14 protein-coding genes and 1 pseudogene are annotated in these 13,132 nt (G+C 70.1%); 7 read left to right on the top strand and 8 right to left on the bottom strand.

Features of this window, described 5'->3' with window-relative positions; translation table 11 throughout:
* Nucleotides 1-33 precede the first annotated feature (33 nt).
* Together E2651_RS33395 and E2651_RS33390 are read right to left on the bottom strand one after the other, a co-directional pair.
* Nucleotides 34-609 (bottom strand): annotated as a pseudogene (locus E2651_RS33395) (ATP-binding cassette domain-containing protein); the annotation flags it as partial.
* Between the two features lie 241 nt (nt 610-850).
* Nucleotides 851-1,267, bottom strand: coding sequence for a Fur family transcriptional regulator (locus E2651_RS33390; protein WP_135334994.1), 417 nt, complete (start codon nt 1,265-1,267; stop codon nt 851-853).
* 144 nt (nt 1,268-1,411) lie between these two features.
* On the opposite strand from E2651_RS33390, the gene E2651_RS33385 reads away from it, so the two are divergent.
* Nucleotides 1,412-2,863, top strand: a complete 1,452-nt coding sequence (locus tag E2651_RS33385; protein WP_135334993.1) for a catalase — start codon at nt 1,412-1,414, stop codon at nt 2,861-2,863.
* A gap of 82 nt (nt 2,864-2,945) precedes the next feature.
* Here the strand turns inward: E2651_RS33385 and E2651_RS33380 are convergent, their stop codons facing one another.
* Together E2651_RS33380 and hisN are read right to left on the bottom strand one after the other, a co-directional pair.
* Nucleotides 2,946-3,347 carry a CBS domain-containing protein gene (locus tag E2651_RS33380; RefSeq protein WP_135334992.1) on the bottom strand — a complete coding sequence of 134 codons (402 nt, stop codon included), beginning with the start codon at nt 3,345-3,347 and terminating at the stop codon, nt 2,946-2,948.
* A 148-nt stretch (nt 3,348-3,495) separates the two neighbouring features.
* The gene (gene hisN / locus E2651_RS33375; protein ID WP_135334991.1) at nt 3,496-4,296 is read right to left on the bottom strand and encodes a histidinol-phosphatase; all 801 of its coding nucleotides are present in this window, start codon (nt 4,294-4,296) and stop codon (nt 3,496-3,498) included.
* Between the two features lie 161 nt (nt 4,297-4,457).
* Here hisN and E2651_RS33370 point away from each other — a divergent pair, with 161 nt between their 5' ends.
* Nucleotides 4,458-5,072, top strand: a complete 615-nt coding sequence (locus E2651_RS33370; RefSeq protein ID WP_135334990.1) for a TetR/AcrR family transcriptional regulator — start codon at nt 4,458-4,460, stop codon at nt 5,070-5,072.
* Between the two features lie 13 nt (nt 5,073-5,085).
* Here E2651_RS33370 and E2651_RS33365 read toward each other — a convergent pair whose 3' ends face one another.
* From E2651_RS33365 to E2651_RS33350, 4 genes are all read right to left on the bottom strand, one after another.
* The gene (locus E2651_RS33365) at nt 5,086-5,409 is read right to left on the bottom strand and encodes a multidrug efflux SMR transporter (protein WP_135334989.1); all 324 of its coding nucleotides are present in this window, start codon (nt 5,407-5,409) and stop codon (nt 5,086-5,088) included.
* Nucleotides 5,410-5,518: 109 nt separating this feature from the next.
* Complete coding sequence (gene rsgA / locus E2651_RS33360; protein WP_135334988.1) at nt 5,519-6,529, bottom strand: ribosome small subunit-dependent GTPase A; 1,011 nt, start codon at nt 6,527-6,529, stop codon at nt 5,519-5,521.
* A 15-nt stretch (nt 6,530-6,544) separates the two neighbouring features.
* On the bottom strand, nt 6,545-7,861 hold the full coding sequence (gene aroA, locus E2651_RS33355) for a 3-phosphoshikimate 1-carboxyvinyltransferase (RefSeq protein ID WP_135334987.1): 1,317 nt from the start codon (nt 7,859-7,861) through the stop codon (nt 6,545-6,547).
* A gap of 44 nt (nt 7,862-7,905) precedes the next feature.
* Nucleotides 7,906-8,628 carry a M50 family metallopeptidase gene (locus E2651_RS33350; RefSeq protein WP_135334986.1) on the bottom strand — a complete coding sequence of 241 codons (723 nt, stop codon included), beginning with the start codon at nt 8,626-8,628 and terminating at the stop codon, nt 7,906-7,908.
* A 49-nt stretch (nt 8,629-8,677) separates the two neighbouring features.
* On the opposite strand from E2651_RS33350, the gene E2651_RS33345 reads away from it, so the two are divergent.
* The 5 genes from E2651_RS33345 to E2651_RS33325 all read left to right on the top strand — a co-directional run bounded on the left by E2651_RS33345 (nt 8,678) and on the right by E2651_RS33325 (nt 12,962).
* Nucleotides 8,678-9,493 carry an SOS response-associated peptidase gene (locus E2651_RS33345; protein ID WP_135334985.1) on the top strand — a complete coding sequence of 272 codons (816 nt, stop codon included), beginning with the start codon at nt 8,678-8,680 and terminating at the stop codon, nt 9,491-9,493.
* A gap of 37 nt (nt 9,494-9,530) precedes the next feature.
* Nucleotides 9,531-10,184 (top strand): alpha/beta family hydrolase, encoded by a 654-nt coding sequence (locus E2651_RS33340; protein ID WP_167828967.1) that lies wholly within the window; start codon nt 9,531-9,533, stop codon nt 10,182-10,184.
* Nucleotides 10,185-10,459: 275 nt separating this feature from the next.
* Nucleotides 10,460-11,140 carry a sigma-70 family RNA polymerase sigma factor gene (locus tag E2651_RS33335; RefSeq protein ID WP_167828966.1) on the top strand — a complete coding sequence of 227 codons (681 nt, stop codon included), beginning with the start codon at nt 10,460-10,462 and terminating at the stop codon, nt 11,138-11,140.
* Nucleotides 11,137-11,427 carry a mycothiol system anti-sigma-R factor gene (rsrA, locus tag E2651_RS33330; protein ID WP_135334984.1) on the top strand — a complete coding sequence of 97 codons (291 nt, stop codon included), beginning with the start codon at nt 11,137-11,139 and terminating at the stop codon, nt 11,425-11,427. The genes E2651_RS33335 and rsrA overlap by 4 nt, the downstream gene beginning before the upstream one ends.
* Before the next feature lie 191 nt (nt 11,428-11,618).
* Nucleotides 11,619-12,962 carry an HD-GYP domain-containing protein gene (locus E2651_RS33325; RefSeq protein WP_135334983.1) on the top strand — a complete coding sequence of 448 codons (1,344 nt, stop codon included), beginning with the start codon at nt 11,619-11,621 and terminating at the stop codon, nt 12,960-12,962.
* Nucleotides 12,963-13,132 lie beyond the last annotated feature (170 nt).

Raw genomic sequence — 13,132 nt, 5'->3', positions numbered from 1 at the left:
GGCTATTCGTCGGCAGCGTCAGATGTGTATAAGAGACAGGAAGAGGGTGGTGGTGCGGGTGGTCTGGGTGAGGTCGAGGAGTTCGTCCTGGAGGATGGTGCGGAGCTGGGCGTCCAGGGCCGCGAACGGCTCGTCCATCAGGAGGATCTCGGGCTCCACGGCCAGGGCGCGGGCGATGGCCACGCGTTGGCGCATGCCGCCGGAGAGGGTGGCGGGGTAGGCGTCCGCGAAGTCGGCGAGGCCGAGGCGGGTCAGCAAGGCCGTGGCGCGGGCGTTCGCCTCGCGGCGGGGGGTCTTCTGGATGTCCAGGCCGAATCTGACGTTTGCCTGGACGGTTTTCCAGTCGTAGATGCCGTAGTCCTGGAAGATCATCGCCGCGGGGCGCGGGTCCGCGGTGCGGATCTTGAGCTGGCCCTTGCTGGGCCGGAGCAGGCCTGCGGCTATGCGGAGGAGTGTTGATTTCCCGCAGCCGGAGGGGCCGACTATGCAGGTGAACTCGCCGGGGGCGATTTTCAGGTCCACGGGGCCCAGTGCGTCCACGGCCTTGGTGCCTCGGCCGAAGGTTCTTGTTACTGCGTGGGCTTCTAGTTTGGGGTGCGGATCTCCCACGGGGTCTCCTTGCGGAGGGCAGGCGGATGTTGGGCGCCGTCACGATATGACGGGGCGTCAGATTCGGGAAGGGGTCCGTCCTGGCTGAGATTCGCTGCTTTCTGCAGACCGTGGTCGGTTTGTGCCCACCCGTTCCGCCGTGCGGAACGCCTGCCCACAAACCGACAAGCCGGCCCGCAAACCACGAAGCCCCCGGCGCCATCAGGTGCCGGGGGCTTCGTGCTCGTATGGTGAAGAAGTGCTACGCCGCCGCGCAGCTCGGGCACGTGCCCCTGTACGTGACCTCTACTCCCTCGACCGTGAAGCCGAAGCGTTCTGAGTCGGGGAGGCTGGTCAGGGGGTTGCCTGTGGGGTGGACGTCCCGGATCGCGCCGCACTGGGCGCAGACCAGGTGCTGGTGGGGGCGGTGCGCGTTCGGGTCGTACCGCTTGGCCCTGCGGTCCGTGGAGACCTCGAGGACCTCGCCGAGGGTCACCAGCTCGCCCAGGGTGTTGTAGACGGTCGCCCGGGAGATCTCGGGCAGCTTGTCCACGGCGCGGGAGTGCACCTCGTCGGCCGTGAGGTGGACGTGCTCGCCGTCGAGGACCTCGGCCACGACGCGCCGCTGTGCGGTCATGCGCCATCCGCGTCCGCGCAGTCGCTCCAAGAGGTCACTCATAAGGGTCAGCCTAACAGGGAGGGGGACCAGGTCCCGAACGGGTGTGACTTTGGATGCTTACTTGACTTAGACAAAGTCCATCGTAGGATCGAGTACGGCAAACGCCAAGGGACAGGACTCGCAGGAAATTCGCAGGAGGCGCACGTGACGCAGGGACCGCTCACCACGGAGGCCGGCGCGCCGGTCGCCGACAACCAGAACAGCGAGACCGCGGGCGTCGGCGGTCCGGTACTGGTCCAGGACCAGCTGCTGCTCGAGAAGCTCGCGCACTTCAACCGCGAGCGCATCCCGGAGCGCATCGTGCACGCGCGCGGCGCCGGTGCGTACGGCACGTTCACGCTGACCCGCGACGTCTCGCAGTGGACGCGGGCGAAGTTCCTCTCCGAGGTCGGCAAGGAGACCGAGACCTTCCTCCGGTTCTCGACGGTCGCCGGTAACCTCGGCGCGGCCGACGCCGTGCGTGACCCGCGGGGCTGGGCGCTGAAGTTCTACACCGAGGAGGGCAATTACGACCTCGTCGGCAACAACACCCCGGTCTTCTTCATACAGGACGCCATCAAGTTCCCTGACTTCATCCACACCCAGAAGCGCGACCCGTACACGGGCTCGCAGGAGGCGGACAACGTCTGGGACTTCTGGGGGCTCAGCCCGGAGAGCACGCACCAGGTGACCTGGCTGTTCGGCGACCGCGGCATCCCCGCCTCGTACCGCCACATGAACGGCTACGGCTCGCACACGTTCCAGTGGAACAACGAGGCCGGCGAGGTCTTCTGGGTCAAGTACCACTTCAAGACCGACCAGGGCATCGAGAACCTGACGGCGGCCGAGGCCGCGAAGCTCGCCGGTGAGGACCCCGACTCCCACCAGCGCGACCTGCGCGAGGCCATCGAGCGCGGCGAGTTCCCGTCCTGGACCGTGCAGGTGCAGATCATGCCGGCGGCCGACGCGGCGAACTACCGCTTCAACCCGTTCGACCTCACCAAGGTGTGGCCGCACGAGGACTACCCGCCGATCGAGATCGGCAAGCTGGAGCTCAACCGCAACCCGGAGAACATCTTCGCCGAGGTCGAGCAGGCCATCTTCAGCCCCGCGCACTTCGTGCCGGGCATCGGTCCTTCCCCCGACAAGATGCTCCAGGGCCGTCTCTTCGCGTACGGCGACGCGCACCGCTACCGCGTCGGCATCAACGCCGACCACCTGCCGGTGAACCGCCCGCACGCCACCGAGGCGCGCACCAACTCGCGCGACGGTTTTCTGTACGACGGCCGCCACAAGGGTGCGAAGAACTACGAGCCGAACTCCTTCGGCGGCCCGTTCCAGACGGACCGGCCGCTGTGGGTGTCCAGCGCCGTCACCGGCGGGACCGGCGACCACGCCGCTCCCTCGCACTCCGAGGACAGCGACTTCGTGCAGGCGGGCAACCTCTACCGGCTGATGTCCGAGGACGAGAAGGCGCGGCTGATCGAGAACCTCGCGGGCAACATCGCGGGCGTCTCGCGCGACGACATCGCCGAGCGCGCGATCAGCAACTTCCGCCAGGCGGACGGTGACTTCGGCAAGCGGCTCGAGGCCGCGGTCCAGGCCCTTCGTGGCTGACACCGCTTGTCGTAGGTGAGAGACGGGCCTGATCCTTCGGGATCAGGCCCGTTCGCCGTGTTCGGCCCGTGAGGGTCGCTGTTCAGCCCGTGAGGGTCGGTGTACGCCTGTGGTTCGGCGCCCAGCAGCGGATGATGTCGCGGACGGAGACGATGCCGATCGGTTCGTTGCCGTCCATGACGATCAGGTGCCGGAAGCCGCCGTGCGACATGGCGTCCGCGGCCTCCTCCAGGGTCCACGCCGGGGTGGCGAAGACGACGTCGGTCGTGGTGTGGGTGCCCGCGGTCTCGGCGTCGGGGTTCTGCCCCGCGCCCAGCGAGTTGAGGACGTCGCGCTCGGTCAGGATTCCCAGGCCGCAGGTGTCGGGGTCGAGGACGACAGCGGCGCCGACGCTGCGCTTCGACATCAGATGGGCCGCTTGGCGCAGGGTGTGGGCGGGGCCGATGGTCAGAACCATCGTGCTCATGGCGTCGCGGACGAGCATGGGCTTGAGCCACCTCCTGAGTGAATCGCTACGAGAAGCGATTCACAAGTTCACAAGTGGGGGGACTCTCAGAGTCGCAGCCATGCGGGTCGTCAACAAGGGGGCGCGCGCTGCCGGTTCAGGGCGTACACCCGCGTGGCGTACGCCGTCAGTAGCGCTGGTTGAGGTATCCGAGCAGCTCGTCGTGGAGCAGGCCGTTGGACGCGGCCGCGTTGCCGCTGTGCGGGCCCGGAGTGCCGTCGAGGCCGGTGAAGGTGCCGCCCGCCTCGGAGACGACGATCGCGGTCGCCGCCATGTCCCAGAGCGAGAGCTCCGGCTCCGCGCAGATGTCGACCGAGCCCTCGGCGACCATCATGTACGGCCAGAAGTCGCCGTAGCCGCGGGTGCGCCAGACCGCGCGCGTGAGGTCCATGAACCCGTCGAGGCGGCCCTGCTCCTCCCAGCCCGTGAGGGACGAGTACGCGAAGGACGCGTCCCGCATCCGCGAGACCTTGGAGACCTTGAGCCGCGAAGCGGAGGTCAGGCTGCGCCCGGTGTACGCGCCGCCGCCCTTCGCCGCCCACCAGCGCCGGCCGAGCGCGGGCGCCGAGACGACACCCACCACCGGCTGGTAGCCACCCTCGCCGGCCTCCATCAGGGAGATCAGCGTGGCCCAGACCGGGACGCCGCGTACGTAGTTCTTGGTGCCGTCGATCGGGTCGATCACCCAGCGGCGCGGGCCCGTGCCCTCGATGCCGTACTCCTCGCCGAGGATCGCGTCGCGCGGCCGGGCGCGCTGCAGCGAGGAGCGGATCAGCTCCTCGGCCGCTTTGTCGGCCTCGCTCACCGGCGTCATGTCCGGCTTGGTCTCGACCTTCAGGTCGAGAGCCTTGAACCGGTCCATCGTCGCGGCGTCGGCGGCGTCCGCGAGGACGTGGGCAAGACGCAGATCATCGTGGTAGTCGGGCATGGGTGAACAGTATCGATCTCGTTCTGCCTGAGCCACAGCGCCGTATGTCCGGGCCATTCCGGGACATGACGCATACCGTGCGGGGTCGCGCCGGAGCTATTGACAGTGCTCCCGAGCGCGTCAACTCTGGCCGCAGAGCCGCTCGGCCCATGGAGGCGACGATGCCTGCAGCTCGGGAATCCTTACTGGACGCGGCCTATACGGCGCTCGCCCGCCGCCCGTGGCCAGGGGTGCGCATGGTGGACGTCGCGGCGGTCGCCGGGGTCTCCCGGCAGACCCTCTACAACGAGTTCGGCAGCAAGGACGGCCTCGCACGCGCCCTGCTCCGGCGCGAGACCGACCAGTATCTGCACGGAGTGGAGCGCGCGCTCGCCATGGAGGGCGGCCCCGTGGACCGGCTGGCCGCCGTGACCTCCTGGACGATCAGTGCCGCGCGCGGGAACGCCCTGGTGCGGGCCATGCTCACCGGCTGCTGGGGCGAACGGCTGCCCGCGCCGAGCCGCCCCGGAATCTCCTCGTCGCCCGTGCCGGCCCAGCGGCGCGCGGACGCGGGAGTGCCGACGCCCGCCGAACTCCTCGGTCTCGTAAGGGACAAGTCGGTGCACGCGCTGCACGGCAGGGCTCGCCCGAGGGAACCCCAAAAAGACGACGCGCTGGCCATGGCCTGCGAGAGCGCCGTGCGGATGGCGCTGTCGTACGTCATCGCGCCCTCGCCGAAGGGCGAGGACCCGGTGGAGCTGGTGCGCGGGGTCCTCGGATTGTGGAGCAATCCGTGACCGGCGTCCGGTGTCAGTGCGCGGAGCCCGAGAGCTGGAGGCCGATGACGCCGACGATGACCAGCGAGATGGAGACAAGCTTGAGGGTGGAGACCACGTCGCCGAGGAAGATCATTCCGTAGATCGCGGTGCCCGCGGCGCCGATGCCCGTCCAGACCGCGTACGCCGGACCCACGTCGAGCTTGCGCAGGGCGAGGGTGAGCAGGCCGAAGCTGCCGAGTGCGAAGGCGGCGAAGTTGATCGTGGGCCAGAGCCGGGTGAAGCCGTGCGAGAGCTTCAGGCAGACCGCGAAACCGGTCTCCAGGAACCCCGCGACGATGACCAGCAGCCACGCCATGTATCTGCCTCCCGCACCTGTACGTTCCGTGACTGCTTCGCCTGGCTTGGATCAGTCTTGGTGCGATTATGCACTTGCCGCTGGGCGCGGGGCGCAAACAACGGTGAGGTCAGTCGCCGTCGCGTCGCTCCCGCGTTGCGAGCAGCCTGCGCAGTGAGTAAAGACGCGCGGGATCCGCGTGTCCGTCCGCCACCCACTGGTCCAGGGCGCAGTCCGGCTCGTCGTGGCTGCACGCGCGCGGGCAGCCCTCCGTGCCCGCCTCCAGGTCGGGGAAGGCGTGGATGACGCGGGACGGGTCGACGTGGTGGAGGCCGAAGGACCGTACGCCCGGAGTGTCGATCACCCAGCTTTCGGAGCCCTCGAGGGGGAGCGCGAGGGCGGACGTGGTGGTGTGCCTGCCGCGGCCCGTGACGGCGTTGACGTGCCCCGTCGTGCGTCGGCGGCCCTCCGGGACCAGCGCGTTCACCAGCGTCGTCTTGCCCACTCCGGAGTGGCCGACGAACGCGGTGATCTTCCCGTCGAGCAGCTCGTGCACCCGGGCCAGCTCCGCGCCGTCGGTGAACTCCTCGCGGCTGGTGACGACATAGGGCACGTCGAGCGTGGAGTACGTCTCCAGGATCTTGTCGGCGGACGCCAGGTCGGACTTGGTCAGCACGAGGATCGGCTCGAGACCGCCGTCGTACGCCGCCACGATGCACCGGTCGATCAGGCGCGGGCGCGGCTCCGGGTCGGCGAGCGCGGTGACGATGGCCAGCTGGTCGGCGTTGGCGACGACCACCCGCTCGTAGGGGTCGTCGTCGTCCGCCGTGCGCCGGAGCACCGACGTACGCGCCTCGATGCGCACGATGCGCGCGAGGGTGTCCTTCTTGCCGGACAGATCCCCGACGACCGCGACCCGGTCGCCCACCACGGCGGCCTTGCGCCCCAGTTCACGGGCCTTCATCGCCATCACGATCCGGTCGTCGACCAGGACGGTCAGACGCCCCCGGTCGACGGTGAGGACCATGCCCTCGGCCGCGTCCTCGTGCTTGGGCCTGATGTGGGTGCGGGGGCGGTTGCCCTTGCGGTTGGGGCGGACGCGGATGTCGTCCTCGTCGGGGTTCTTTCCGTAGCGGCGCATGTCTGGATCAGCCCGTCAGTTCCCGAGCATTCCGGTCCAGAGGTCGGGGAAGTCGGGCAGCGTCTTCGCCGTCGTCGCGACATTCTCGATCTGTACGCCCTCCACCGCGAGGCCGATGATGGCGCCGGCGGTGGCCATGCGGTGGTCGTCGTACGTATGGAAGATCCCGCCGTGCAGGCGGCGCGGGCGGATGCGCAGGCCGTCGGCGGTCTCGGTGACGTCACCGCCCAGTTCGTTGATCTCCTTGGTGAGCGCGGCCAGGCGGTCCGTCTCGTGGAGGCGCAGGTGGGCGACGCCGCGCAGGGTCGAGGGGGAGTCGGCAAGGGCCGCGACGGCCGCGATGCCGGGGGTGAGCTCGCCGACCTCGCTCAGGTCCACGTCGATGCCGTGGATCGAGCCGGAGCCGGTGAACACCAGGCCCTGCTCGGTCAGTTCGCAGGAGCCGCCCATCTCCGTGAAGATCCGGCGCAGCGCGTCGCCGGGCTGCGTGGTGTGCGCGGGCCAGTCGGGGATCGTGACCGTGCCGCCGGTGACCAGGGCCGCGGCCAGGAACGGCTGGGCGTTGGAGAGGTCCGGCTCGACGGTCAGGTCGCGGCCGAGCAGCGCGCCGGGGGTGACCCGCCACACGTTCGGCTCGCCGCCCGACTCCGGGGTGTCGACCTGCGCGCCGACCGCGCGGAGCATGTCGACGGTCATCCGGATGTGCGGCATGGAGGGCAGCGCGGAGCCGGTGTGCCGGACCTCGACGCCCTGGTTGAAGCGCGGGCCCGAGAGCAGCAGGGCGCTCACGAACTGGGAGGAGGACGAGGCGTCGATCTCGACCGGGCCGCCGTCCAGGGCGCCGCCGCCGTGCACGGTCAGCGGGAGCGCGCCGCGACTGTCGTCGTCGATACGGGCGCCGAGGGCGCGCAGGGCGTCGATCACGCCGTTCAGCGGCCGTTCGTAGGAACGGGGGTCGCCGTCGAAGCGGATCGGGCCGTCGGCCAGGGCCGCGACCGGGGGCAGGAAGCGCATGACCGTGCCCGCGTTGCCGACGTCGACCGTGGCCGGGCCGTGCAGGCCGGAGGGGATCACCCGCCAGGCCTCGCCGGAGCCGTCGGGCCCCACGCCTTCCTCGATGCCGACGCCCATGGCGCGCAGGGCGCCCGCCATCAGGAGCGTGTCGCGCGAACGCAGGGGGCGGCGCAGCCAGCCGGGCTCGGCGGCCAGGGCGGCGAGGACGAGGGCGCGGTTCGTGACCGATTTGGACCCGGGCACATGGACCGTCGCGGCGACGGCTCCGCTCGCGTGCGGGGCTGGCCAGAGGGTGCTGTGCGCTGGGTTCACGGTCATGCCCCCCACTTTAGTGGCAGTTAACTGGGGGGCGTCGTCGCTGCTCAGAGGCCGAGCAGCCAGCGCCCTCCGCCTATCAGTGAGCACAGTGAGACGGCATGGAAGAGGAAGAGCCACATCCCCGCCGGGACGTGCGTGAGCCGCGACAGCTGGTCCGCGTCCGAGTCGCCCGCGCCCCCGCGCCTGCGCTTGGACTGCAGCTCGAACGCGGGACGCACACCGCCGAGGAGCAGGAACCACACCACCACGTACGCGAACGCCGCCTGCACCTGCGAGCTGGTCAGCCAGGAGACGAGCAGGAACGTGCCGCCGGTGATGACCATGGTGAGGGCGCCGTACGCGTTGCGGATCATCACCAGCATCACGAGGAGCAGCGCCGTGGCGATCCACAGGAAGGCCGTGATGCGGTCCGCGGCGAGGAGCGCGGCGCCGCCGAGGCCGAGCAGCGGCGGCGCGGTGTAGCCCGCGGCTGCGGTGAGGATCATGCCGATGCCGGTGGGCTTGCCGCGGCTGACGGTGAGGCCGCTGGTGTCGGAGTGCAGCCGGATGCCGTCGAGGCGGCGCCCGGTCAGCAGGGCGATCAGGCCGTGGCCGCCCTCGTGAGCGATGGTGATCGCGTTGCGGGCGACCCGCCAGACGCCGTGCGGGAGGACGACGGCGAGGGCGACGACGCCGGTGACGATCACCAGCCACTCGTCGGGCGCGGCCTGCGTACCGAAGACCCGGTCCCAGAGGTCGGCCAGGCTGGCGTTCGCGGTGCTCTGCATTGCTCGGACCGGCTCCTTCTGCTGTACGGGGTCTGGCAGTCTGGCACGTATGTGCGGACGGTATGCATCGAGTCGTAGGCCCGAGGATCTCGCAGGAGTCTTTGAGATCGAGAAGTGGGAGCCCGAGGAGGCGCTCGCCCCCGATTTCAACGTGGCCCCCACCAAAGAGGTCTACGCGGTCCTGGACCGTCCACTGAAAGACGCCGACGACCGTCGCCCGGTTCGCCAGCTGCGCACCCTCAAGTGGGGCCTCGTCCCGTCCTGGGCCAAGACGCCCGAGGGCGGCGCCCGGATGATCAACGCGCGTGCCGAGACCGTGTACGAGAAGCCCTCCTACCGCCGGGCCTTCGCCGCCCGCCGCTGCGTCATTCCGGCGGACGGCTACTACGAGTGGGTCACCGCCGCCGATGAGCGGGAGCTGGAGGTCGAGGGCAAGAAGAAGCGGCCGCGCAAGCAGCCGTACTTCGTGACGCCGGCCGACGGCTCGGTCTTCGCCATGGCGGGGCTCTACGAATTCTGGCGCGACAGGACGCTGCCCGACGAGCACCCCCTGGCCTGGTGGGTGACCTGCACGGTGATCACCACGGAGGCGGAGGCCTCGCCCCTGGCGGTCGCGCCGAAGGAGGGGCCGCGCTCGCTGGCCGACATCCACCCCCGGATGCCGCTGATGCTGACGCCGGACCGCTGGGACGCCTGGCTCGACCCGTCCCGCACGGACGTCGACGACCTGCGTCCGCTCCTGGAGCCGCCGCCGCACGGCCTGATGCGGGCCTACCCGGTGTCGACGGCGGTCAGCAACGTACGCAACAACGGCCCGGAGCTGCTGAAGGAGCTGGAGGGGCCCGAAGAAGGCACACTCTTCTGATGTGACCAAGAGTGTGACCAAGAGTGTGACCAAGAGTGTGACCAAAGGTGTGACCAAGAGTGAGATCGCATCGACGGACGCCGGTGAGGCGCGCATCACCTGGCACCCCGCGCCCAAGAGCAAGGCCCGCCTGGTGCTGGCCCTCAGCCACGGCGCGGGCGGCGGCATCGAGGCGCGCGACCTCCGGGCCATCGCCGCCGCCCTGCCCGCACACGGCGTGAGTGTCGCCCTCGTCGAGCAGCCCTGGCGCGTCGCGGGCAAGAAGGTGGCGCCCGCGCCGAAGACGCTGGACGTGGGATGGCGGGGCCTGTGGCCCGCGCTCGCCAAGCCCGGCCTCCCGGTGATCGCGGGCGGCCGCAGCGCGGGGGCCCGCGTCGCCTGCCGCACCGCCACCGAACTGGGCGCCGTCGCCGTGCTCGCCCTCAGCTTCCCCCTGCACCCGCCGGGCAAGCCGGAGAAGTCACGGGCCGACGAACTGCTGGGGGCCGGTGTGCCCACGCTCGTCGTCCAGGGCGGCAACGACCCCTTCGGGAAGCCCGCCGAGTTCCCCGAGGGAACGTACGAACTGATGGAAGTGCCCTTCGGCGATCACGGATTCGCGATCCCCAAGCGCGCCCCGATCGACGAGGCCGAGGCCATGACGATCCTCACGGATGGCGTCACACGGTGGGCGGGAATGTTGGGTGCGTGACCTCTGTTGTGCGGAACAGACGTTAAACGCTGTTCGTACGAGAGGAAGTCCGCCGCATGGGTTCGACCATCTGCCCGCCCGTCTCCCGCCACCGCCCTTCTGCGGACGGGCAGAGCCCGGCATCTTCTTTTTCCCGCACCAGTGCCTCTGACCTGGAGTGGACGGTGCTGAGCGCGCCCAAGACCGCTCCTATTCGAGCGGCGGCGGGACCGGATCGTCGTCTATCCTCCGATTCGAGTGGGGCTGCTTTCGGTCTCACCACGTCTTCGGAGGAGGTGGGTCCGGTCACTGGGACCGACGCAGGTGCCGAGCACGGCCAGGCGGAGCGACCCGAGGGAAACGCTGAGACGCCCGCGGAGCGCACGGCCCGCTTCGAGCGGGACGCCCTTGGCTTCCTCGACCAGATGTACTCGGCGGCGCTGCGCATGACGCGCAACCCGGCGGACGCCGAGGATCTGGTGCAGGAGACCTACGCGAAGGCGTACGCGTCGTTCCACCAGTTCCGTGAGGGCACCAACCTCAAGGCCTGGCTGTACCGCATCCTCACCAACACGTTCATCAACTCGTACCGCAAGAAGCAGCGCGAGCCCCAGCGCAGCGCCGCCGAGGAGATCGAGGACTGGCAGCTCGCACGCGCCGAGTCGCACATGTCCACCGGTCTGCGCTCGGCCGAGTCGCAGGCGCTGGACCACCTGCCGGACTCGGACGTGAAGTCCGCCCTGCAGGCGATCCCCGAGGAATTCCGCATCGCCGTCTATCTGGCCGACGTAGAGGGCTTTGCGTACAAGGAGATCGCGGACATTATGGGGACACCCATCGGTACGGTGATGTCCCGGTTGCACCGCGGCCGTCGCCAACTGCGCGGCATGCTCGAGGACTACGCCCGCGACCGCGGCCTCGTCCCCGCCGGCGCCGCGTCAGAGTCGTCGAACGAAGCGAAAGGCTCAGGCTCATGAGCTGCGGAGAGCCGCACGAGACGGATTGCAGTGAAGTCCTGGACCATTTGTACGAGTTCCTGGACCGGGAGATGCCGGACAGCGACTGCACCAAGTTCGAGACGCACTTCGAGGAGTGCTCTCCGTGCCTGGAGAAGTACGGCCTCGAACAGGCCGTCAAGAAGCTGGTGAAGCGCTGCTGCGGTCACGACGACGTGCCCGTCGACCTGCGGGCCAAGGTCATGGGGCGGATCGATCTGATCCGCTCGGGCGAGGCCGTGCCGGAGCACGATGTGACGGAAGCCTGAACTTCCCGTAGTTGAGCGTTGGCAGGCCGTGACGGAAACGCGTCACGGCCTGCCTTCTTTCTGTCCACTGTCACTCGTACGTGCCAATTTCCGCACGCGGGGCTCGGAGTGGGGGGTAGCCGTTCTACTCTCCGGATCCTCGGAACGTGGCCATGTCGGTCATGGAGGATCACGGGGGAGGAGACAGTGCCATGCGGTCCATCGCTCCGTGGGCCCGCGCCTACATCCTGTGCGTCGCCCTGGGCGCCGCGGCCTGTGTCGCGCCCGCGCTGAGCGCGCGCACGCCGTGGGCCGCCGGGGCGCTGCTCGCCGCGCTCTACGCCGGATGTGAGCAGGTCACGCGGTGCCGGGTCATCGGCCGCCGCGCGCCGAACGGCCTCGGCACGTTCTTCCCGGTACTGCTCGCCGCCGTGTTCCTGCTGCCGCCCGCCGCCGCGGCGCTCGTCGCGCTGCCGGGAGCGCTCCTCGCCCGCGTGGAGCGACGCCCCCGGTGGGTGCGCAGGGTCTGGCGCGCCGCCCAACTCGCCCTGGCCGCCTGGGCGTCGGCCCTGGTGTACGGGGCGTGCGGTGGTCCCGCCGCGGTGGTCGCGGCCGATTTTCCGTACGCGCTCGCGCCCGCGGGAGCCGCCGTCCTCGCCTTCTCCGTCGTACTGACCGTCCTGGACGGCGGCATTCTCGCCACCGCGGAACGGGTGCCGGTGCGGACCGCGTGGCGGGGGCTCTTCCTGCGGTCGTTCGCGCCGGTCGCGGTGCACGGGCTCGCCGGTCTGATGATGGCGGTGCTGTGGCGCAGCCCCTACGGGCCGCTCGCCGCGCTGCTCGTGCTGCTTCCGATGGGCGTCTCCTGCTGGGTGTTCGCGCAGTACCACCGCGAGCGGGCCGCCCACCAGGCCACGATCCGGGCGCTCGTGCAGGCCGTCGACATCAAGGACCGGTACACACGCGGGCACAGCGAGCGGGTGGGCCGCGCCTCGGTGATGATCGCCCGCGAGCTGGGCATGGCGGACGAGCGGGTGGAGAGCCTGCGGTTCGCCGGGATCCTGCACGACGTCGGCAAGCTCGGCGTACCGACGCGGCTGCTGCGGAAGGACGGGCCGCTGACGCCCCAGGAGCGGCGGGTCATCGAGCTGCATCCCGAGTACGGGCACGAGATGGTGCGCGGGATCGGGTTCCTCGGGGAGGCGCGGGCGGCGATCCTCCATCACCACGAGCGGATCGACGGGAGCGGGTATCCCTACGGGCTCGTGGGGCGGCAGATTCCCGAGTTCGCGCGGGTGGTGGCGGTTGCGGACGCCTTTGACGCCATGACGTCCACGCGGTCCTATCGGCGGGGGCGGCCGGTCGATGCCGCTGTGGCCGAGCTGTCCCGGTGCGCGGGGGCGCAGTTCGATCCGGCGATGGTTTCCGCGTTGCGGCGGGCGCTGGAGCGGTACGGGTGGAATCCGGAGGTGACTGCCGATGTCGCGGGGGGTGTGCCGTCGCCCCGGCGGGAGGCTTCCGAGATTCCCGCTGCACCGGGTTCGGCAGCACGGTGAGCGCCTCTTTGTCGTTCGGCCGTGCGGAACGCCTGCCCACAACGGTGGCGGTGCTGGTCTACGGCTCTGCCGGGCTGCTCACCCTGCTCGCTCTCGGCTGGACCCTCTGGCACGGCGTCGCCGAAGGGGGGATCGCGCTGGCCTTCGGGGGGCTTGTCGCTGTGGGGGAG

It is taken from the genome of Streptomyces sp. MZ04 (assembly GCF_004684775.1).
Lineage (GTDB): Bacteria > Actinomycetota > Actinomycetes > Streptomycetales > Streptomycetaceae > Streptomyces.
Note: the sequence above shows the minus strand (reverse complement) of the source record. Positions and strands in the feature narration are given on the sequence as shown.

Coding starts and splice junctions, on each gene's coding strand:
- E2651_RS33365 (WP_135334989.1), bottom strand. CDS start 5,409: ATGGCGTGGCTGCTGGTCATCGTCGCGGGGTTCCTGGAGACCGGTTTC.
- aroA (WP_135334987.1), bottom strand. CDS start 7,861: ATGACCGTGAACCCAGCGCACAGCACCCTCTGGCCAGCCCCGCACGCG.
- E2651_RS33370 (WP_135334990.1), top strand. CDS start 4,458: ATGCCTGCAGCTCGGGAATCCTTACTGGACGCGGCCTATACGGCGCTC.
- E2651_RS33350 (WP_135334986.1), bottom strand. CDS start 8,628: ATGCAGAGCACCGCGAACGCCAGCCTGGCCGACCTCTGGGACCGGGTC.
- E2651_RS33345 (WP_135334985.1), top strand. CDS start 8,678: ATGTGCGGACGGTATGCATCGAGTCGTAGGCCCGAGGATCTCGCAGGA.
- hisN (WP_135334991.1), bottom strand. CDS start 4,296: ATGCCCGACTACCACGATGATCTGCGTCTTGCCCACGTCCTCGCGGAC.
- E2651_RS33325 (WP_135334983.1), top strand. CDS start 11,619: ATGCGGTCCATCGCTCCGTGGGCCCGCGCCTACATCCTGTGCGTCGCC.
- E2651_RS33380 (WP_135334992.1), bottom strand. CDS start 3,347: ATGCTCGTCCGCGACGCCATGAGCACGATGGTTCTGACCATCGGCCCC.
- rsgA (WP_135334988.1), bottom strand. CDS start 6,529: ATGCGCCGCTACGGAAAGAACCCCGACGAGGACGACATCCGCGTCCGC.
- rsrA (WP_135334984.1), top strand. CDS start 11,137: ATGAGCTGCGGAGAGCCGCACGAGACGGATTGCAGTGAAGTCCTGGAC.
- E2651_RS33390 (WP_135334994.1), bottom strand. CDS start 1,267: ATGAGTGACCTCTTGGAGCGACTGCGCGGACGCGGATGGCGCATGACC.